The 21,281-nt window shown below is 60.2% G+C and carries 16 protein-coding genes and 1 pseudogene; 9 read left to right on the plus strand and 8 right to left on the minus strand.

Annotation, left to right across the window (positions count from 1 at the left end):
- Nucleotides 1-311: 311 nt before the first annotated feature.
- Nucleotides 312-1,571, plus strand: coding sequence for a methyl-accepting chemotaxis protein (locus KSS96_RS13075; protein ID WP_411736606.1), 1,260 nt, complete (start codon nt 312-314; stop codon nt 1,569-1,571).
- Here KSS96_RS13075 and KSS96_RS13080 read toward each other — a convergent pair.
- From KSS96_RS13080 to KSS96_RS13090, 3 genes are all read right to left on the minus strand, one after another.
- Nucleotides 1,537-1,779, minus strand: a complete 243-nt coding sequence (locus KSS96_RS13080) for a DUF2789 domain-containing protein (protein ID WP_017530330.1) — start codon at nt 1,777-1,779, stop codon at nt 1,537-1,539. The two genes, KSS96_RS13075 and KSS96_RS13080, sit on opposite strands and share 35 nt — an antisense overlap.
- A gap of 71 nt (nt 1,780-1,850) precedes the next feature.
- Complete coding sequence (locus KSS96_RS13085) at nt 1,851-2,081, minus strand: hypothetical protein (protein ID WP_026067459.1); 231 nt, start codon at nt 2,079-2,081, stop codon at nt 1,851-1,853.
- Nucleotides 2,082-2,195: 114 nt separating this feature from the next.
- Nucleotides 2,196-2,462, minus strand: coding sequence for a hypothetical protein (locus tag KSS96_RS13090; protein WP_026067460.1), 267 nt, complete (start codon nt 2,460-2,462; stop codon nt 2,196-2,198).
- Between the two features lie 413 nt (nt 2,463-2,875).
- Between KSS96_RS13090 and KSS96_RS13095 the strand changes: the two genes are divergently transcribed.
- The gene (locus KSS96_RS13095) at nt 2,876-3,325 is read left to right on the plus strand and encodes a hypothetical protein (RefSeq protein WP_050554011.1); all 450 of its coding nucleotides are present in this window, start codon (nt 2,876-2,878) and stop codon (nt 3,323-3,325) included.
- 133 nt (nt 3,326-3,458) lie between these two features.
- A complete protein-coding gene (locus tag KSS96_RS13100; RefSeq protein WP_017530333.1) occupies nt 3,459-4,475 on the plus strand; it encodes an ABC transporter substrate-binding protein in 1,017 nt (338 codons plus the stop codon).
- 81 nt (nt 4,476-4,556) lie between these two features.
- On the opposite strand, the pseudogene KSS96_RS13105 reads toward KSS96_RS13100, so the two are convergent.
- Both KSS96_RS13105 and KSS96_RS13110 read right to left on the minus strand, forming a co-directional pair.
- Nucleotides 4,557-6,663 (minus strand): annotated as a pseudogene (locus tag KSS96_RS13105) (TonB-dependent receptor).
- Nucleotides 6,664-6,758: 95 nt separating this feature from the next.
- Nucleotides 6,759-7,148 carry a DUF2946 domain-containing protein gene (locus KSS96_RS13110; protein ID WP_217856399.1) on the minus strand — a complete coding sequence of 130 codons (390 nt, stop codon included), beginning with the start codon at nt 7,146-7,148 and terminating at the stop codon, nt 6,759-6,761.
- 93 nt (nt 7,149-7,241) lie between these two features.
- Between KSS96_RS13110 and KSS96_RS13115 the strand changes: the two genes are divergently transcribed.
- Nucleotides 7,242-7,679, plus strand: coding sequence for a DUF3995 domain-containing protein (locus KSS96_RS13115; protein WP_017530336.1), 438 nt, complete (start codon nt 7,242-7,244; stop codon nt 7,677-7,679).
- Nucleotides 7,680-7,694: 15 nt separating this feature from the next.
- Here KSS96_RS13115 and KSS96_RS13120 read toward each other — a convergent pair whose 3' ends face one another.
- The 3 genes from KSS96_RS13120 to KSS96_RS28180 form a co-directional block, all read right to left on the minus strand.
- Entirely contained in the window at nt 7,695-7,961 is a 267-nt protein-coding gene (locus KSS96_RS13120; RefSeq protein WP_217856510.1) for a hypothetical protein, read from the minus strand.
- Nucleotides 7,962-8,198: 237 nt separating this feature from the next.
- Nucleotides 8,199-8,864: a hypothetical protein gene (locus tag KSS96_RS13125; protein WP_217856400.1), complete on the minus strand. Its 666-nt coding sequence runs from the start codon at nt 8,862-8,864 to the stop codon at nt 8,199-8,201.
- A 2-nt stretch (nt 8,865-8,866) separates the two neighbouring features.
- Complete coding sequence (locus tag KSS96_RS28180) at nt 8,867-13,543, minus strand: RHS repeat-associated core domain-containing protein (protein WP_217856402.1); 4,677 nt, start codon at nt 13,541-13,543, stop codon at nt 8,867-8,869.
- Between the two features lie 201 nt (nt 13,544-13,744).
- On the opposite strand from KSS96_RS28180, the gene lexA reads away from it, so the two are divergent.
- From lexA to KSS96_RS13155, 5 genes are all read left to right on the plus strand, one after another.
- Entirely contained in the window at nt 13,745-14,362 is a 618-nt protein-coding gene (gene lexA, locus KSS96_RS13135) for a transcriptional repressor LexA (RefSeq protein WP_017528018.1), read from the plus strand.
- Complete coding sequence (gene imuA / locus KSS96_RS13140; RefSeq protein WP_065878320.1) at nt 14,362-14,976, plus strand: translesion DNA synthesis-associated protein ImuA; 615 nt, start codon at nt 14,362-14,364, stop codon at nt 14,974-14,976. The genes lexA and imuA overlap by 1 nt, the downstream gene beginning before the upstream one ends.
- A gap of 7 nt (nt 14,977-14,983) precedes the next feature.
- Nucleotides 14,984-16,396 carry a Y-family DNA polymerase gene (locus KSS96_RS13145; protein ID WP_065878322.1) on the plus strand — a complete coding sequence of 471 codons (1,413 nt, stop codon included), beginning with the start codon at nt 14,984-14,986 and terminating at the stop codon, nt 16,394-16,396.
- Complete coding sequence (locus KSS96_RS13150; RefSeq protein WP_206665933.1) at nt 16,372-19,464, plus strand: error-prone DNA polymerase; 3,093 nt, start codon at nt 16,372-16,374, stop codon at nt 19,462-19,464. Before KSS96_RS13145 ends, KSS96_RS13150 begins: the two co-directional genes overlap by 25 nt.
- A 109-nt stretch (nt 19,465-19,573) precedes the next feature.
- Nucleotides 19,574-21,280 carry an ATP-binding protein gene (locus tag KSS96_RS13155; protein WP_017528014.1) on the plus strand — a complete coding sequence of 569 codons (1,707 nt, stop codon included), beginning with the start codon at nt 19,574-19,576 and terminating at the stop codon, nt 21,278-21,280.
- Nucleotide 21,281 lies beyond the last annotated feature (1 nt).

Genomic DNA, 21,281 nt, shown 5'->3' on the forward strand with positions numbered 1-21,281 from the left:
TCACGCCGCTTATGCAGAGCACCGCCCTGGTGCTGGTATTGCTGGGCCTGGCATTTGCCAACCTGCCGCTTTACCTCTGCCTGCCTTTGGCGGTACTGGTGATCTGGCTACCGCGCCTTAAACATTCCAAGCCGGTCATGGCGCAATCCGCGGCCAACGATGCGATTGGCGACCTGACCCGCGACCTGTCCTACACCACCAGCCATAACGCACTGTCTGCTGCCGGCGTGGCCTATTCGGTCAAGCAGTTGGCCGCCCGCGTACAGTCCCAACTCAGTGCGGCCAAGCAGATTGTCAGCAGCGCCGAAGTGATGATCAGCACCGAGCAGGTCACCTCGCAATTGAGCCGCGACGCCCTGGGCGCCGCCAGCCAGGCCCATCAGCGCAGTACCGAAGGCCGTGAGGTGCTGGCCCAGTCGATCACCCGCATGCACCAGCTCAGCCAGCGCGCCAATGCCAGTCGCGAGCTGATCGAGGCCTTGAGCCAGCGCAGCGAAGAAATCCAGCGCGTGACCCTGGTGATTCAGTCCATCGCCAGCCAGACCAACCTGCTGGCGCTTAACGCCGCCATTGAGGCGGCGCGCGCCGGGGAGCACGGGCGGGGCTTCGCCGTGGTGGCCGACGAAGTTCGCGGGCTGGCCGGCCGCACGGCCACGGCCACCGATGAAGTCGGGGTGATGGTCGCGGATATCCAGCAGCGCACGGCCCAGGTGGTGGAGCAGATTCGCCAGTTGTCAGCGGACCTGAACACTGGCGTCGAGCAGGTGGAACGCGCCGGCGAACAGCTGCACAGCATCGCCAGCCTGGCGGCGGATGTGGAAGGGCAAGTCAATGAGATCGCCCTGGGCACCGATACCAACCGCACCCAACTCGACAGCCTGTTCCATGCCGTGGAGCAGATGCGCAGCGATCTGGACGTGAGCGACCAGCAAACCCGGCAACTGGCCGATGCCGCGGTGCAAATGGAAGGGCAGGCCGAAACCATCAGCGAGCGCCTGGCGGAAGTCGGGCTGGACGACTATCACCAGCGCGTCTACGACTTGGCGCGTGAGGGCGCCAGCCGCATAGCGGCACAAATGGAGGCCGATGTGCAGCAAAATCGCATCAGCCTGGACGATTTGTTCGACCGCACTTACACGCCCATTCCCAACACTCGTCCGAGCAAGTACCACACACGATTTGACGGCTACACCGATCAGGTCCTGCCGGCGATCCAGGAAGCGTTGTTGCCGCGTCATGAGGGGCTGGTGTTTGCCATCGCCTGCACACAGCAGGGCTATGTGCCCACGCACAATAATGCGTTTTCCCAGGCCTTGACCGGCGACGCCCAGGTCGATGCGGTACAGAACCGCACCAAGCGCAAGTTTGACGACCGTACCGGGATTCGCTGCGGCAGCCATCAACAAGCCGTGTTATTGCAGACCTACACCCGCGATACCGGCGAGTTGATGCACGACTTGTCGGTGCCGATCATGGTCAAGGGGCGGCATTGGGGCGGCTTGCGCCTGGGGTATAAGCCGCAAGCCGCGAAGAGCGTCAGGCCTGGGGAGGTTCGTGCAGCAGGGCGTTGAGGTCGTCCACGGCCGGCGCCCATTCTGCGTCGACATGCAACTGCTCCCTGAGGAAAGCGGCCTGTTGCTCGCTCCAGAACGGCGCATCGATCAGCTTTATATCGTCTGGCAGGCGGTGCTCTGCCGTGAATCGTTCGATGGCTTCCTGGCTTGAATCCAGGCCCAGTTGTTCGAACAAGGTTTGCAGCGTTGGGCTAGTCGTATCCATGGGTTTCTCCCTGCAGGCTGAGCATCGTTATGCATGGGAGAGCTGTGCCGCGCAGGAGTTCGATCGGATTGTCAGGAAGTCAATGCGCCTGAATCCACGGCCGTCTTGAGTGCCAGGGCGGATTCTTTTCCGGCGGCAGCGGCGGTGTCCAGGGTCTTGAACCAGCGGTCTTTTTCAACCTGATGCAGGGTGACGGCAGTCAGCGGCGGCTTGGCACGCATCACGATCACCGCTTGAAACTCACCGTCTACTTCCCTTGCGTCGCCATGGATGAAAAATTCGCCAATATCAAATTCCGTCACGTATCGCCTTCCCTTCGAGGTAATCAACTGCACTGATGAAACCTGACCCGCACGGGGCAAGTTTCAATCGACGGGCCAGTATGGCAGTTGTTGAGGGGCGACGGCGCAGTAAAGTCATCCAGGTGACGAAACGATTGCACCGTGCAGGCTGGTTTCCAACTGCTTGGCCAGTTCGCAGGCCTGGATGTGGTCACTGCGAAAGCCTTTGATTCTGCCGCTGGTCACTTCAAGGATATGAAAGAAGTTGCGCCCGGCGGGTACCACTTGGTAAAGAATTGAATTGGAGTACCCCTTGACGCTGTGCAAGCAGTAGTATTGCCGTTCTTCCTGACATGATGAACGAGTGCGGGAAGACGTAGCGTCGTAGTGACGTCGTTGCATGGTCAGCTCCTGTCGATCGATCTTGTTGATACACCAGCAGCGTTACGGGTGGTTTTGACCCCCGTAGCTGTTTTAGTATTGTCGTCGGCGGGTGGCACCTGGTTCCAGCGCTCGTGTTTTCAATTGTATGAGCTGTCGGAAACTGCGTTTTTAATAGGGTTATTCTCTGAAGCGGGTCGACCGGTATTCTCTGGCTATTGAACCTGTGATTTCCTGTGGCGCAGGATGACCTCGCGTGAGGCTTGTCGTGTACGCCTGTACCTGCCTCTGGCAGGGCAGCGGGATCTTCTTCAGTTTTTTTCAAAAAATGTGTGTAACCGTGCCGAAATGGCCGTTTTTTTGTGCTGCCCGCCTTTGGCGGACGGCGCTCTTTTCGATGTGGGGGCGTTTCCTTGGCAGTCAGTAATCTGGATATGCACGCGTTGTTCGTGCTGGGTGATTTGCGCGCAAAGTTGGTCAAGCAGTTTCAATCCCGTTTCGTCTACATCACTGAGCAGACGCCGGAAGGCATCTACATCGCTGAAATCGATACCGAAGCGGCGATGGTGGTGGATGACAAACCCCGCCTGGAACTCAAAGTAGGCGACCATTTCCGCGCAGCGGTATTACCCAGTCGCGAAGGTGGCAAGTTCGAACTCAAGTTTCGCGATATCAAATTGACGGTGTATGGCCTGGGCGACTACGCCTTTGTTTCTTCGGCCGAAGGCCAGGGCATCGTGTTCAAGGAAGGCCACAGTGTGATGCTGGTGTTTGCCGCCAACGAACAATTGCAGGAAGGCCTGACCAAAACCCTCAAGGCCGTGACCGGCAAGGCCGCCAAGTGGCGCAAGGGTGAATTGGTCACGTTCAAGGCTAGTGAATAATCCGCACATCCTGCGAACATCTCCTATCTCCCGGAACCTCTACTACAGTTGAGTTGACTTAACTACTCAGAGGCTTCGCGCATAAGCAGCAAAGCCGTCCGCTATCTGCTGCGATATCGCGAGGTGCAAGGGCATGAAAGGATTGAGAACGCTGTTGGCCGCGTCGCTGACGACCCTGAGCCTGTCCATGGCTTCGCTGCCGGTTTGTGCCGCACAGGCACCGGTGCACTTTGCCGACCTGAACTGGGAAAGCGGCAGCCTGATCACCGAAATACTGCGAGTGATTGTCGAGAAGGGTTATGACCTGCCCACCGACACCTTGCCCGGCACCACCATCACCCTGGAAACCGCCCTGGCCAAGAATGACATCCAGGTGATCGGCGAAGAGTGGGCCGGCCGCAGCCCGGTGTGGGTCAAGGCAGAGGCCGAAGGCAAGGTGGTGGGCCTGGGCGATACGGTCAAAGGCGCGACCGAAGGTTGGTGGGTGCCGGAGTACGTGGTCAAGGGCGACCCCGCCAAAGGGCTCAAGCCGCTGGCGCCGGAGCTTAAAAGCGTGAAGGACCTGGCGCGTTACAAGGACGTGTTCAAAGACCCGGAGTCCCCCGGTAAAGGGCGCTTTCTCAACAGCCCCATCGGCTGGACCTCGGAAGTGGTCAACAAACAGAAACTCAAGGCGTATGGCCTGGACGACAGCTACGTGAATTTCCGCAGCGGTTCCGGCGCGGCACTGGATGCCGAGATCGCCTCGTCGATACGCCGGGGCAAACCGGTCTTGTTCTACTACTGGTCGCCTACGCCTTTGATGGGGCGCTACAAACTCATCCAGCTGGAGGAACCACCGTTCGACGCCGAGGCCTGGAAAACCCTGACGGATGCGGATAATCCTGATCCAAAGCCGACGCGGTCGTTGGCATCCAGGTTGAGTATCGGCGTGTCCACGCCGTTCCAGAAAGAACACCCTCAGATCGCGGCATTCTTTGAAAAGGTCGAGTTTCCGATCGAACCATTGAATAAAGCCTTGGCGACCATGAGCGAGAATCACACGGCGCCACGCGAGGTGGCCCAGGTGTTTATGAAAGAACACCCTGAGGTGTGGAAGGCATGGTTGACCGAGGAGGTGGCGGGGAAGGTTGAAGCGAGTCTGAAATAACCCCCGTTCTTGCTTTCGAGTGGTCCTCAAAAGTGCGGGAGCAAGCAAGCCTGCTCCCGCGTTCGGAGGGTATTGCCGGGCTTAGAACCGGGTGTGTACGGCCACCTCGAACGTTCTTGGCGATCCCAAATAGTAAGCCGGCGACACATGGGCAAACTCGGCGTACACCGCGTTAGTCAGGTTGCGTACCCGACCGGTCACCGAGGTGTGCGAGTCCACCTTGTAGCGCAGGAAGCTGCCGAACAGGGTGTAGGCCGGTACGGTCAGCGTATTGGCATTGTCGGCATACACTTGGGCCACATACCGCGTATCCACCCCGCCTTGCCAGTCATCGGCAAAATCATAAGTCAGCCACAGGTTGCCTACACGCTTGGGTACGTTGGTTGGCGTGTTGCCCTTGCGTGAGACCACAGCGCCGCTGGCGATCTTCTCGTTGAACTCATCGTATTCGGCGTCTACCCAGGCGAAGTTGCCCTCTGCCAGAAGCGCTGGAGTGATACGCAGCGAACTGGCCACCTCGATACCCTTGGACGACTGCGCGCCGACCGGGATGCTGTTGGTCGGGTCCAGCGGATCGGTCACGGCAAAGTCCTTGCGCTCGATCCGATAGGCCGCGACGGTGGCGGAGCCACGACCGTCCAGGTAGTCGAACTTGCTGCCCACTTCCCACTGTTTGCCGGTCGATACATCAAATACTTGTGTGGTGGTAGTGGGCTGCTCGGCGGCGGTGCTGTATTGCACGTACACGTTGGCGGATGGCATGAACTGGTACGTCAGGCCGGCGCGGCCGGTCACCGGTTCCCAACTGCGCTTGAAGTGGCGGGGGTTGCTCGCCGTGACCACGCGGTGGTTGGTGACATCCAGGTCGATAGCGTCGTAACGCAGGCCAGTGAGCAGGGATAGTTTGTCGCTAAGGCCCAGCCGGTTTTCCACAAACAGCGCTTGGGTGGTCACCGCGTTGGTCTTGTCCCTTACGAATCCCGGCCGGGTGCCCGGTATGTCATAAAAATTGCCAGGGTTGTAGTGGTTTGGGTCCACCGTGCTTTTGCCGGATACATTCAATGGGCTGTTGGTGGTGCTGTTGACCTTGTACTCAAAACCGCCGGACCAGGTGGTCGCCAGCCCCAGCAAGCTGGCGTCATGGCGCAGTTCGAACTGGTTGCCGTTCTGTTCACCTTGATGGCGCACCTGGTAGGCAGTCGAGCGGTTCACCGCACGGTTATCGGCGGTGTACTGGTAGGTTTCCAGGTTGCGATAATCGCGCTGGCTGTCGAGATGGTAGAGGGTGTTTTTCAGCGTGGTGCTGTCGTTGATCCGGTAGTCGATGATCGAGCGCGCCCACAGTGTTCGCTGCTCGTAGCGGCCATCGGCGACGTTGTAGTTGTTGAACCGGTTGTGCGTGTCGATCTTCAATTCGCCAGCCTTGGGGTTGAGCACCGGCGTGCCCCAGTAAGGACTGTCTTCATGCTCATCCTGATACTCCAAGGCCAGCGTGTGGGACAGGCTGGGTGTGAGGTCGCTGAGTAAGGAAAACGCCAGGCTCCAGGCGTCGCGCTGGTCACGGTCGATATAACTGTGGTTGGTGTTGCGGCTCACATCCAGGCGCGCGTAATGCTGCACCTCGGCGCTCGGCTCGGTGAGCGCATGGTTGACGCCGAAGGCCATGCCGGCGGTGTCGTAGCTGCCATAGGTCAGTTGGCCCTCGGCGGCCTGTTCCTCGCGGGTGGCCAGCTTGGTCACATAGTTGAGCGAGCCACCGACGGCGCCGGCGCCGTTGATCAGGGAGGAGGGGCCGCCCACCAGTTCCACCCGATCATAGATCCAGGCCGGTGGCGACGTTGATGCCGTTGAACATCTGGGTGATCTGGCTGCTGGTAAACCCGCGATAGGACACAAAACCGCCAAACCCCGGCGGCGCGCTGGCGTTGACGCCGGGCAGGGTGTTGGCCGCATCGCGGAAGGTCTTGGCGCCATGGCGTTCGATATCATTGCGGTTGGCGATGGCTACCGACGCCGGGGTCTCCCGCACGCTTAGCCCCAACCGCGACGCCACGCCGCTGGGTTGGTCCAGGGCCAGGCCGGGCTCGGGCGTTGGTTGGCCATCGATGGTGGTCGGGGCCAGTTCGAGCGCCCAGGCGCAGACAGGCAGGCAGCCGAACAGGCCTGCCAACAGGGGTAAATGCTTCATGGTTGAATCCTGAAAAACGTGGCTTGAAAACAACGCACAGCCGTACGTACTTTCTTACGGAAACGCAGGTCAGTGCAGATCAAAAAGCGCAGGTATCAGGCGAAAGCGGGCGGCGCGCGCGGGTTAGCCGTGGGCCAGGTGAAGCGGGCAGGGATGTCAGCAGCCAGAACGATGGCCGGTGGTGGGGCGTGAGGTTGCGGCAACACCGCCACATTCAGGCTGGAACTGAGCGCGGGCCCCATGCCGCCGGTGGAACACGGCGGGCAACCGAACGCCTTGGACAGCGTGGGCAGGTTCTCACCGGTGGAGTGGGTCGGCTTGGGGGCCTGGGTGCGCGGGTCTACGGTACAGAACTGACCGCCAATCCCATTGAGTTGCATCCCCACCATCTGCCCGTGACCGATACTGCAGGCGAACACATTGAACAGGACGCAGCAATACAGCATCCAGGCAATGAGCGAGCGATCGGCACGGGCGATTTTCATGGGGTGGCACTTTACCATCAGCCGCCGACGAAATGCCTGCAAAAAATCTCAGGGCGACTATGCTTTTTCGCACTTTTCCAGGGAGAGCCAGTCATGAGCTTCGTCGTCGCACGGTGGATTGTCGGCATTTTTACCTGCATCAGCATGGTCCACTTGTATTGGGCCGCCGGCGGCAAACTCGGCAGCCTCGCCGCCATCCCCCAACTTCCCGGTGAATTCGCCAGCGGGCCACGCCCGGCGTTCAAACCTTCGGCACTGGGCACCTTTTTGGTGGCGATGGGGTTGGTGGCGATTGCACTGTTGGTGTGCCTGCGTGCCGGGTTGTACTTTTCGCCGGTGTCCCATCGGGCGTTGCAGTGGGGGATCAGCGCGATTGCCGTAGTGATGTTTGCCAGGGCAATTGGGGATTCGGAGTTGGTGGGTTTTTTCAAGAAGGTCAGTGGGTCGCGGTTTGCGCGGCTGGATACGTGGTTTTATTCGCCGTTGTGCCTGGTGTTGGGGGCGGGGTTATTGGTGGTGGCGTGGAGTTGAGGGCCTAATCGCTTATCAGGCTTGGGAATTGGACATGGAACCGGGAGTTTTCTTGGCTTTTCCTGGTTTCAGGTACTCGTTGAAATCATGCTCCAACGACTCGTTTGTTGGTGTGTTTTTGGTATCGGAGATGTAACTCGCAGGCGTAAATATATAGCAGCCAGGGGTAGGAATCGTTGATCCTGTCATCAGGACCATAATCAAAGTCGATGTACGTTTCACGGTTTGCGAAAAAATAACGTCTTCTTCGTTATGTATTTCGCATATTTCGTTGCCGATCACGTTAACCCCTTTGAAGGCAATAGGCGCTGTGAAAGATATTCAATGAAGGTTCGTTTTGGTGGTTGGTAAAAGCGATCAGTAATTCGTCATGCTTGCAAGTTACTTATTTAATGGTTCCCCCTGAGATGTCGAGTACTTCAGTCCCATGGTCTGTTTTGTTCAATGGCTGATTAGGTTTACAAAATTTCACGTTGGGAAAATGTCGTTCTATATCATCCATATCCCTCAGCGTTACATTCAATTACTTGTGTGGTTGTGTTTTTTTGTACCGTTTATGTAGTGGTGAACATCTTCAATGCTTAATTTTTTGAAGCGGGCTTTTATTTTTTTTAAAATGATCTCATTTTCGTGATGGGCTTGATAGATGAACTGAGCTGCTGCGTGGGTTTCTGAATCGTAAAATCTACATAACAGCATATTTGGTTGGGACTCCAGGAAGATGCTGATGTTTTCGGCTGTGATACGTTTTTCAAATAGAGTCATTCTGCGCCAGAGGTCTTCTATTTCAGTTTCGGTTTCTTGAATTAACAGAACGACCTCATGTGAGCCCCCTAAGGCCAGATTTTGTATTTTTCGAGGATTGCTTGGGCAGTTTTTAATGGTGGAATAAATATTGCTTTTTTCATTTTTTTTACATAAATCTCCGATGTTAAGTGTGTCCGCCGTATTTTTTTTGAATAGGTATTCTTCTGTTTTTGAGTTGAAGTCGATATTTGTTGTTGCGGACCACTCTCTTTTAATAGGCCATTTGTTTAATAAGGAAGCCATTACATCACACCAAGATTCCCAGACATTATTGAAGTCGTGGTCTAATAATGTCGTGGTGGTGAACCTGGCATCATTCGTTGGATTTATGGTTTCCCATGGCCTTACTCCAGATTCATTTATATATATAGTTTTCATTTTTATCTCTTAAAGTACGTGTGTGAGTCATGACCGATTTTTAAGGGGGTTTTGATTTCATGTACTGTGTTTTTGGTGTTGAAATGTGGTCCGTGATTACCTGCTATGTGGCCTAGAGAATGCTCGTGGATTCTAGTGAGGTGGTGTTTTTTCAAGCTGAAAACGTACACGCGGCCCATGATATGACGATCTTGGTCACGGATGGTCTCCCGATAGATCATGATTGGTTGAGTGTTTTGCGGTATGCCTCCAATCTCTTTTGCCCTTCTAAAAGCTCCATTTCTTGATAACTTGGTATCTGACCCTTTAGGGGGGGCTACATCTCCCGCATTAAACTTAACGTTTCCCACCGGATCTTCGGTGCGACGTTTCGGTTTACATCCATCGGCACCCGGACACCTGCTCAACCCAAGCGGATCCACCCATGCAGTAGGATTGGGCGCGTACTGGTAAGCGTTGATCCCACCCGCCAGCTTCACCGGGTCTGGCGTCAGGTAGCGACCAATGTCCGGATTGTAGTAGCGATGGCGGTTGTAGTGCAGCCCGCTTTCCGGATCGAAGTATTGGCCTTGGAAGCGTAGAGGGTTGTCGATTTTGCTTTTATCTAGACGACTGATTTGACCGTAGGCGCGGTAGTGGGCGGACCAGACGATTTCTCCGTCTGGAGCGGTGAGTTCTTGGGGCGTGCCGAGGTGGTCGAGTTGGTAGTGGTAGGGTTTGGTTTCTTTGGGACCAAACCCTTCCAATAAGGCCAGCGGCCGAAAGCTGTCCGGTTCGTAGAGGTAGCTGCGATGCCGATCCGCATGGTGTTCGGCGATCAGTTTGTCGCCTTGCCAGAAAAACTCGGTCGTTATGCCATCGACGGTTTTGCTGATGCGTCGCCCAAACGGGTCGTAGCGGTAGCTCGCGGTGTGGCCGTCTGGTTGAGTGAGGCCGATCAATCGATGCTGGCAGTCGTAGCGGTACTCGGTAACGAGTTGATGGCCCTTGCCGCGCCGTTCACGGATCAGGTTGCCGAAGGCGTCGTAGTCGTAGTGCCGGTCGCCCTGAATCATCAACCGATTGCCGGCGACGATGTCCGGGCCGGGGCGGTCGTGCATCAGTAGATTGCCAGCTGGGGTGTGGCCGAAGCGTTCTTGCAGGTCTTGCGAATGGTCGGCGCGGGTGAGGCGGTTGAGCGGGTCGTAGCGGTAGTGGTGTTCGCCTTTGCGGGTGTCGTTGAGGCGGGTGAGGTTGCCGGATTTGTCGTAATCGTAGTGGCGTTGGTAGAGGTGGTTTTCCTGTTGCGTGACGGTGTGGGCGTGCAGGCGGTGTTGGTCGTCGTAGTGGTAGTGGCTGAGGAGTTGACCTTGTTGGCGTTGGTGTTCTTGGCCGGATTTGAAGAGGTGCGAGGTCAGCGTTTCGCCATTCAACTCAACTGTCGCCAAATGACCACCTTTGGCGTGGTTGAACACCAGTCGGTTGTTGTCCGGCAGGCGTAAATGTTGAAGCTGGCCGCAGGCGTCATAGCCATAGCGTAAAGTGCCCCAGCCCTGATGCTCGGCGGTGAGGCGATTTTGGGCGTCGTACTCGTACGCCAGCGCCCAGTGGCCGTCGTCGACGCTGAGGAGGTTGCCCTGGCGGTCGTAGGTGTAATCGACCTTGTTGCCGTCGGGCAGGGTTTTTCGTACGAGTCGGCCGGCGTGGTCGCGCTGGTAAAAGGTAACTAGCTGACTGCTATCGTCGCCGTGTTCGGTTTTTTCCTGAAGGTTGCCGTTAAGGTCGTAGACGTAGGCGGTGCGCTGGCCGTCAAAGCCGATTTCCTGCTGGATCAGGCCGTTGGGGTGGTAGTTGAGCCGGTAGGTTTCGCCGACTTCGTTTTCGATTTCGGTGAGCAACAGCCGAGCGTTGTCGTAGCGGTAGTTGACCTGGCTGCCATCGGCGTTGAGGCGGCGGCTGATCAGGTGTAGGCCGTCGGCGTATTCGTAGCGGGTGACGTGGCCGAGTTCGTCGCGTTCGGCGGTGATTTTTCCGTAGGGGTTGTAGCTGTATTCTCGCGTGGCACCGCCTGGCAACACGATGCGAATCAATCGGCCGACGCTGTCCCATTGGTATTGGGTCAGCGCGCCTTGTTCATCCTCGCGGGCAATCTGGCGGCCCAGATCATCGTAGCGATAGCGCTTGGCGCCGCCATTGGGCAGTTGCTCTTCAATGAGCTGGCCGCGTTCGTTCCACACCAGCCGATGACAACTGTGGTCGGGATACCAAACGCCCGTTAGTTGCCCGTACTTGTTGTAGCTGTAGTCCGTCACCTCACCATCGGGATCGGTCCTACGCGTCACGTCGCCCTGGTCGTTACGCTCGTATTTCCAGACCGCCTCACCACGCCGCACCACCCGTACGAAGCCGTTGTCATGCTCGTAGGACGTCGGTTCATCATCTCCCGGAAACAACGCCACCAAGCGTCCGGCATCGTCGTACTGATACGCCGTCACCGCCCCGAGCGGATCCTGCTCGACCGTCAGTCGACCCTTGTCATCGTAGGATTTGAAGTGCTGGGCGCCGTCCGGATCAATGCGCTGCACCAGCCGTGCGCGGTCATCGTGGACATACACTTCCTGACTGCCATCGGCGTTATGCACGACCACGCGGCCGTTGTCCTCCCAGACATACCGCGTATCCATCTGCGAAAAACTGGCCCAGTGCCGGACACACCGCGCCGCCTTGCCAGAGCGCTCCCATTCCCAAAAGAAGCTCGCGCCACCGGCCAAGCCCCGCTCAAGAATCACATGCTGCTCGTCGTACCGATAAACCTCGCTTTCGCCGACGGCGTTGGTCGCGCAAACCAGTCGTCCGGCGTCGTCATAGGCGTAGGAAACAACGTTCTGTTCCGTGATCCATTCGTAAGGCTCGTACCCCTTGGCCCGCTGAACCTGGTAATCCACCGCCACCATGCGGCCCAGTTCATAGCGCAAACACAACGAGCGACCCACACCGTTATCCAACCGTGCAATACGCCCCAACACATCCCGCGCAATCCGCAGGCGGTTGTCATACGCATCGCTGATCGAGACCAGCACCCCGTCACGAAAGTGATAAAACCGCGAGGCCTGGGCCAGCACTAACTCATCCGGCGAAGCCCCCAAATAGATCGCCGCTTCAGCCAGGCTGTTGGTGATCGCCGGTCGCGCCTCGGTCGGCAGTGGAAACGAAACAGTACGGTTTTCATGGTCGGTCCACACCACCGAATCGCCCGAAACAGAAAGCCGCTGCGCCAGCGAATGACTCCAGCCAAACCCCAGCCCAACATCCACTTCCACCGCGCTGGTGCGGTACAAACGGGTCCACTCAAACGGCAATATCCCGTCCAAAACACCATCGGTGAGGGTGAGCAATTCCTCCCCAGTGACCATCGACACCGGGCAGCCATTGGTCGCTGTTTTGTCCGCCGAAGTCGCCGCGTCACCCTTGGGATTCGTAGCCACGACCGGCACATCATCGACAGACTCCTGCCGAACCAATACCGTCCGCTGGGACTTGTTACGAACCAACGGAACAGGGTTCGAAACCACGTGTTCCCCAGCCTTCAACGGCGCAACCGGAATCGTCTTGATCGGCGTTGGCGCGCTGCCCAGCAGCAATGGCCTGGCCGCTGCGACATGCGGTTCCAACCCTGGCCTCACAAGGTGCCTGGCCAGCAGCTCCAACAACCCCCGCACCCGTGCGGACTTGATGGCCCCCAGCGCCTGAGCACCCAGGCGCAGCGTCACGCCCGTGCCTGCCGTCGCCCACATCAGCAGTAGATTGATCAAGACCTCGCCGGTGATCTCGCCGAGCAATTCGAACATCTGCGGCGGCGGCAGCAGGCGTATCCAGCTGACCATCGCCGAGATAAAAATGAACAACAGCGGCTCATCACTCAGCACCAGCAACGCGTGGGCAATGGCGTCGCTGCCGAGCGTCAGCAGTTCATCGAGGTCGGCCTGAGAGATGTACGCCAACAACTTTTCGCTGTTGGCCTGTAGATCCGATAACAGCTCATACACCTGCGTGATGTTGTCCCACAGGTTGTAGAGCGCCTGAGCCAAACCGCTGGAAAACGCCGCGCCTTGCATTGCGCTGCGTTGCAAAGACGGGGCGTCGGCAAACTCGTCCCACTGGGGCTTGAAGGTCTTCGCCCACTCATCGCGCAGGCCCGTTTCCAGCCCGGCGATCACCGATTGATAGGAGGCATACAGCGCCTTGACGTGATCCGTGGAAACGTCGGGATAAAACGTAATTTGGTATTGTTGGTCGCGGGTACATTCCTGGATTTCAAGCGTGCCGCCGGGGCCGATGGTTCGATGGATGGGCGGTCCCGTCGGGCTGCCATCCCGGGCGATGGCCTGCAGCATTACCGGCGTGTTGCCGATAGGCACGAAGCGCGTGCTTTCAAACAGATGCACCAGGGTCATCGACCCCTGAGCATCACACGTGGCGACCACTGTGCTGGGTTTTCTGGAAGAGACCGGCGCGATCAACGCAACCTCTTCGCCGACTTTGAAAACCTGCTCCACCTCAAGCGCCGAGCCACTCCAGACGCTTTCGGCCCAGTCGTCAAAGGTGTTGAGACATGCCCGCAAATCACGCAAGACGCCTTCAACGTCCGGCGCCTTGGCATCCATGGGGGCCAGGACCAGGCTGGCAATGACCGGAATCAAGACACGGCCCCATCAACCAGGCCCATCACCAAACAAACCATCTGCACTCCCTCGCGCTGTACATTCAGGCGAAGGACTTTGCAGAGGTTTTCAGGGCAGGGGAGTAGAGCTTATCCGGCGCTTATGTGGGACGTTTCAACAACTCACGTTCCCTGCTACGCGACTACCGGCTATTGTCAGAAAATTCCTACAGGAGTACAAATGTACTCCATGACGAACCTGACCCCCCGCCGTACCGCCATCCTGACCTTTATCCGCGACCGTATCGCGCAGCAAGGCCAGCCCCCCAGCCTCGCCGAGATTGCCGAAGCGTTCGGCTTTGCCTCGCGCAGCGTCGCGCGTAAACACGTGGTGGCGCTGACCGAAGCCGGTTTTATCGAGGTCAACCCCAATCAGGCCCGTGGTATTCGCCTGCTCAATCAACCCGCCCGTCCCGAATGGCTGGATGTGCCGGTACTCGGGCGTGTCGCCGCTGGCCGGCCGATTGGCGCCGATGCCGACGTACACAGCCGCCTGCAACTGGACCCCGCTACCTTCGCGAAAACGCCGGATTACCTGCTGCGGGTACAGGGCGATTCGATGATCGAAGACGGCATTCTCGACGGCGACCTAGTGGGTGTACGCCGCAGTGCCGAGGCCCTGACCGGGCAGATCGTGGTGGCGCGCCTGGACGGTGAAGTCACCATCAAGCGTTTCGAACGCAATGGCGACAGCGTGCGTCTGTTGCCGCGCAACCCCGCGTATCAACCCATTGTGGTGGGGCCTGACCAGGACTTGGCCATTGAAGGGGTGTTCTGCGGCCTGGTGAGGCAAGGTTGATGGGCGCCGTGGTTGCACTGGATACGCTGTTCAATGGCGGCCGCGTCTGGAAAGGCCGGCCCGCCGCGCCGCCGGCCAGTGTGCATCCTACCGGGCTTACGGCGCTGGATGCGGTGCTGCCAAGCGGCGGCTGGCCTGAGTCGGCCCTGAGTGAAATCCTGCTGGCCAATGAAGGTATCGGCGAATTGCAACTGGTGCTGCCGACCCTGGCGCGCTTATCCACGGCGGGAGAACGCATTGTGCTGGTGGCCCCGCCGTATACGCCGTACCCCCACGCCTGGCAGAACGCCGGGGTCGATTTACGCCAACTCTCGGTGGTGCAGGCCGAGGAGCGCGACGCGTTGTGGGCGGTGGAGCAATGCCTGCGCTCCGGCAGTTGCGGCGCGGTGTTGTGTTGGCCGCGCAAGGCCGATGATCGCGCGTTGCGGCGTTTGCAGGTGGCGGCGGAAACCGGGCAGACCCTGGCGTTTGCCTGGCGATCCATCAGCGAGGCAGTCAACTCATCTCCCGCCGCCCTGCGCCTGACCGTCGAAGCCAGGCCTGCCCAAGTGCGGGTGCTCAAATGCCGTGGCGGCCTGGCTCATCCGGCGCCGATTGCGCTGAGCGGGCATTGAGGTTGCTATGCGCTGGGTGTGTATTGTGTTCCCGCAATTGGCACTGGACGGCGTGCAGCGTGTGCATCCCGAACCCGAGCAACCCCTGGCGTTGCTGGCCGGCACGCCGCAGCGGCGTGTGCTGCAAACCGTCAACGATGCTGCCCGTACCTTGGGGCTGCGTCCCGGCCAATCGCTGACGGCGGCGCATGCCCTGGCCAAGACCTTTGCCAGCGCCGAATACGACCCCGCCGAAATCGAACGCTGGCAGCAGTTCCTGGCCGCCTGGGCCTATCAGTTCAGCTCCCAGGTCAGCCTGTATTACCCACGCGCCTTGTTGTTTGAAATCGAATCGAGCCTGGGACTGTTCGGGCCCTGGCCGCAGTTTGAAGCGCGTTTGCGCAAAGAGCTGACCGAACTGGGCTTTCGTCACCGTATCGTCGCCGCACCCAACCCGGCCGCGGCGCGGGTGCTGGCCAATCTCTACGATGGCCTGGCCGTCGCGGATGAGGCCCTGGCGCAAGCCTTGGCGCCGCTGCCCATCGACCGCGCCGGCCTTGAGTCCCAGGCCGCCACCGCATTGTCGCGCATGGGCCTGCGTACCCTGGCGCAGGTGCAGGCTTTGCCCCGGCACACCTTGGCGCGGCGTTTCGACGCCACGTTGCTCAAACACCTGGATGCACTGACCGGACAACGCCCCTTGGCCCTTGGGTTTTACCAGCCGCCGGACCAGTTCGATGAACGCATCGAATTGAATTTCGACGTGCAATCCCACCAGGCGCTGCTGTTTCCGCTGCGCCGCTTGACCGGCGATTTGTCGGCATTCCTGTGTGGTCGCGACAGTGGCGTGCAGCGTTTTGACCTGCACCTGGAACACGCCCAGGCGCCCGACAGCGTGATCAAGGTCGGCCTGCTCAGCGCCGAACGTGAACCTGCGATGCTCTTCGAACTGGCCCGTGGGCGCCTGGAGCAGTTGCAAGTCAGCGCCCCGGTGCGCGGCTTTCGCCTGGTGGCCCGCGACTTGCCGGTATTTGTGCCGCAGCGCCAGGACCTGTTCGACGACCGCCCGCAACAGACCCTGCCCTGGGAGCAACTGCGCGAACGCCTGCGCGCGCGCCTGGGCGATGAGGCGGTGCAAGGCCTGCGCTTTCACGCCGACCATCGGCCCGAATGCGCCTGGCAAGCGGCGGCGGACACTCGCCCATGCCCGACCTTGAACAAGGTGCAACGTCCCGGCTGGCTGCTCAACGAGCCCACCTTGCTGGCCGAGCAGGGCGTGCGGATCCTCATGGGGCCGGAGCGTATCGAAACCGGCTGGTGGGACGGCGCCGACATCCGCCGCGACTACTACCTGATCCAGACCCGCGCCGGCCAGCAAGGCTGGGCCTACCGCACGGTGGGGCAAGCCGATGGCCTGTGGCTGCAAGGCTGGTTCGCATGAGCTACGCCGAGCTGCATTGCCTGTCCAACTTCACGTTCCAGCGCGGTGCTTCCAGTGCATTGGAGTTGTTCGAGCGCGCCAAGCGCCAGGGCTACAGCGCCTTGGCGATCACCGATGAATGCACGTTGTCGGGCATCGTGCGTGCCTGGCAGGCGGCCAAGGCGGTGGGCTTGCCATTGATTATCGGCAGCGAAGTGCGCATCGAAAACGGCCCGAAACTGGTCCTGCTGGTGGAAGACCTCAGCGGCTACCAGTACCTGTGCCGCCTGATCACCCTGGCCCGACGCCGCGCCGAAAAGGGCCGTTATCGCCTGCTGCAAGAAGACTTCGACCAACCCCTCAACGGCCTGCTGGCGGTGTGGGTCGCGCAAGACAGCGACACCCAGGCCTCGATCCAGTGGCTGCGCCGTACTTTCGCCGGGCGCCTGTGGCTGGCGGTGCACCTGCACTGTGGCCAGGACGATGCGCGCCATCTGGAGCAGCGCCTGCAGTTGGCCGCGAGCCTGGATATCCCGGCAGTGGCCTGCGGTGATGTGCACATGCATGCGCGTGGTCGACGCGCCCTGCAAGACACCATGACCGCCATCCGCCATCACGTCTCGGTGGCCGACGCCGGCACGCGCCTGCACCCAAATGGCGAGCGGCATTTGCGCAGTCTCGATGCGCTGAATGCGTTGTACCCGCAAGCCTTGCTTGACGAGACCCTGAGCATCGCGCGCCGTTGCACCTTCGACCTCGGCCAGTTGCGCTACCGCTACCCGCGCGAATTGGTACCCGAGGGGCATGATGCGCAATCCTGGCTGCGCGTTCTTACCGAAGAAGGTATCGCCCAGCGGTGGCCCGAGGGTATCGATGCCAAGACCCTGCAACAGATCAATCACGAACTGGCGTTGATCGGCAGGCTGGGTTACGAAAGCTATTTCCTCACGGTGCACGACATCGTGCGCTTTGCCCGCAGCCGTTCGATCCTCTGCCAGGGGCGAGGCTCGGCCGCGAACTCGGCGGTGTGTTTTGCCTTGGGTATCACCGAGATCAACCCGAGCCTGACGAACATGCTGTTCGAGCGCTTCCTGTCAGAGGAACGCAACGAGCCGCCGGATATCGACGTGGACTTCGAACACGAGCGCCGTGAAGAAGTGCTGCAATACGTGTTCCAGCGTTATGGCCGCACCCGCGCGGCGTTGACGGCGGTGGTCAGCAGTTACCACGCGAGCGGCGCGGTGCGCGACGTGGCCAAGGCGCTGGGGTTGCCGCCGGACCAGATCAACGCCCTGGCCGACTGCTGCGGGCGCTGGAGTGATGCGACGCCGCCACTGGAACGCCTGCGCGAAGCGGGCTTCGACCCCGACAGCCCGTTGCTGCGCCGTGTGTTGACCCTGACCGGGCAATTGATCGGCTTTCCCCGGCACCTGTCCCAGCACCCCGGCGGCTTCGTGATTTCCGAATACCCGCTGGACACCCTGGTGCCGGTGGAAAATGCCGCCATGGCCGAACGCACCATCATCCAATGGGACAAGGACGACCTGGACGCGGTCGGCCTGCTCAAGGTGGATATCCTCGCCCTGGGCATGCTCAGCGCGATTCGCCGGTGCTTCGACCTGCTGCGCCGTCATCGTGACCTCGACCTGGCCCTGGCGACGATCCCCAAGGAAGACCCGGCCACCTACGCGATGATCAGCAAGGCCGACACCATCGGTGTGTTCCAGATCGAATCGCGGGCGCAGATGTCGATGTTGCCCAGGCTCAAGCCCAGGACGTTTTATGACCTGGTGATCGAAGTGGCGATTGTGCGACCGGGGCCGATCCAGGGCGGCATGGTGCATCCGTACCTGCGCCGACGGAACAACGAAGAAGCAACCACTTACCCGTCGCCGCAACTTAAAAGCGTATTGGAGCGCACCCTGGGCATTCCGCTGTTCCAGGAACAAGTGATGCAGATCGCCATGGTCGCCGCCGACTACAGCCCTGGCGAGGCCGACCAGTTGCGCCGCTCCATGGCCGCCTGGAAACGTCACGGCGGCCTGGAACCGCACCAGCAGCGCCTGCGCACCGGCATGCTGAAAAACGGCTACACCGAAGCCTTTGCGGCGCAGATTTTCGAGCAGATCAAGGGGTTTGGCAGCTATGGCTTTCCGGAATCCCACGCGGCCAGTTTCGCCTTGCTGACCTACGCCAGTTGCTGGCTCAAATGCCACGAGCCGGCGGCGTTTGCTTGTGCGTTGATCAACAGTTGGCCCATGGGTTTCTACAGCCCGGACCAGATCCTGCAGGATGCGCGGCGCCATCGCTTGCAGATCCGCCCGGTGGATGTGCGAGCCAGCGACTGGGATTGCAGCCTGGAGCCCATCGACGGCCAGCAACCGGCGATCCGCATGGGGCTGCGCATGATCAGCGGGTTTCGCGAAGAGGACGGGCGGCGCATCGAAGCCGCCCGTCAGCGCCGGCCGTTCAGCGACATTGCCGACCTGGGCGCGCGCGCCGGGCTGGATGCCCGCGCCCAAGCGTTGTTGGCCGACGCGGGCGCCTTGCGCGCCCTGGCCGGCAACCGGCACCAGGCGCGCTGGGACGTGGCCGGCGTACACCAACAACTGGGGCTGTTTGCCGGGTTGCCCGGCTGCGATGAAACGCGGGTGGACTTGCCCGCGCCCACGCTGGGCGAAGACCTGCGCGCCGATTACGCCACCCTCGGCACCACCCTTGGGCCGCACCCGCTGGCGTTGCTGCGCGATGAGTTGCGCAAGCGTCGGTGCCGCAGTTCCCGCGAGCTTATGGCGGTGGAGCATGGGCGTAACGTCAGCGTGGTGGGCCTGGTCACCGGTCGGCAACGCCCAGGCACCGCCAGCGGCGTGACTTTTGTGACGCTGGAGGACGAATTCGGCAACCTCAATGTGGTGGTCTGGCGCGACCTGGCCGAACGTCAGCGCCAGGCCCTGGTCGGCTCGCGGCTGCTCAAAGTGGACGGGCGGTGGGAGGCGGTGGGCGAGGTGCGGCACTTGATCGCCGGGCGTTTGACCGACCTCAGCGTATTGCTGGAAGGCATCGATGTGCGCAGCCGGGATTTTCACTGAAGCCTGGGGACAGCGTGGTGGTTACTGCCAAATTTATACCAAATGAAACCATCTGCTCGGTGTAAGCTCCAAAAATGGCGACTGTCCTGTCTTTGCCCAGAGCTTAACAATGCAATTCTTATCCAATTCCCATGGCTGTGAAGGTTGGGCCGGTGAAATGGCTCAGCGTATACGCGGCTTTGACTGGTCAAAAACCGACCTCGGGCCCATCGACCAGTGGTCCACCAGCCTGGCCTGTACCGTGCAAATGATGCTTGCCTCACCGGTGCCGATGGTGATGCTGTGGGGGCGCCTGGGCCACATGATCTACAACGACAGCTACTCGGCGTTTGCCGGTGGTCGCCACCCGTACCTGCTGGGTACGCCGGTGGAGCTGGGTTGGCCGGAAGTGGCCGACTTCAACCGGCATGTGGTGGACACCTGCCTGGCCGGAGGCACGTTGTCGTTCAACAACAAGGACTTGGTGCTGCTGCGCAACGGACAACCGGAAACCGTATGGCTGGACCTGTATTACAGCCCCGTCGCCGGCGATGACCAGCAACCGGCCGGCGTCCTGGCGATTGTGGTCGAGACCACCGAGTTGGTGAAGTCCGAACAGGTGCGTCAGGAACTCACCCATAATCTCGAACAGCGCGTGGCCGCTGAAGTGCAGGCGCGCTCCACCGCCGAGGAGCAGTTGCGCCAGTCGCAAAAACTCGAAGCCATCGGCGGCCTTACCGGCGGCGTGGCCCACGACTTCAATAACCTGCTGCAAGTGATCGCCGGCAACCTGCATTTGCTGGCCCGCCATGAACCGGACAACCCCCAGGTGCAGCGGCGTGTGAGCGCGGCCATTGCAGCGGTGGAGCGGGGCGCCAAGCTGTCGACACAACTGCTGGCCTTTGCCCGTCGCCAGCCATTGTCTCCGGCGGTGTACAACCCGTTGCGCATTTACGAAAACCTCGGCGAACTGCTGCAGCGCGCACTGGGTGAAACCATCCGCATTGATGTGCAACTGCCGCGTGATCCGTGGCGCATTCATGTCGACCGCAACCAACTGGAAAACGCCTTGCTCAACCTGGCGATCAATGCGCGGGATGCCATGAAGGGCGAGGGCGTGATTCGCATCAGCGGTGAAAACATCATCCTCAACCCCGATGATTGCATCGGCAAAAGCATCAGCCCCGGCGAATACGTACGCCTGGCGGTGAGCGACACCGGTGTGGGCATGTCACCGGCGATCCAGGCCAAGGTGTTCGAACCGTTCTTCACCACCAAGCGCGACGGCCACGGCACCGGCCTGGGCTTGAGCATGGTGTTCGGCTTTGTGCGCCAAAGCGGCGGGCACGTGGATGTGTGCAGCGCAGAAGGCAAGGGCACCTTGGTGCAGTTGTATTTCCCGCGCAACCTGGGCGAGGAACGCCCGGAAACATCGGCCGAACCCTTGGCGCCCGAGGGCGGCCAGGAAACGATCCTGGTGGTCGAAGACAATGAAGGCGTGCGCCTGACCGTCGTGGAAGTGCTCGAACAATCGGGCTACACCGTGCTCACCGCCGAAGACGGCGACCAGGCCATGCTCAAGCTCAAAGACGGCCTGCAACCGGACCTGATTTTTACCGACGTGGTAATGCCGGGCCGCGTCAAAAGCACCGACCTCGCGCAGTGGGCCCGCGGGCAAACGCCTCCCGTGCCGGTGCTGTTCACCTCCGGCCACACCCGCGACATCCTCTCCAGCAACCACCTGCTGAGCCGCGACATTCATCTGCTGAGCAAGCCCTACAGCCCCGAAGCCCTGACGTTACGCGTGCGCCGCGTGCTTACCGCAAGACAAGGTTGAC

The sequence above is a fragment of the Pseudomonas asgharzadehiana genome (assembly GCF_019139815.1).
Classification (GTDB): domain Bacteria; phylum Pseudomonadota; class Gammaproteobacteria; order Pseudomonadales; family Pseudomonadaceae; genus Aquipseudomonas; species Aquipseudomonas asgharzadehiana.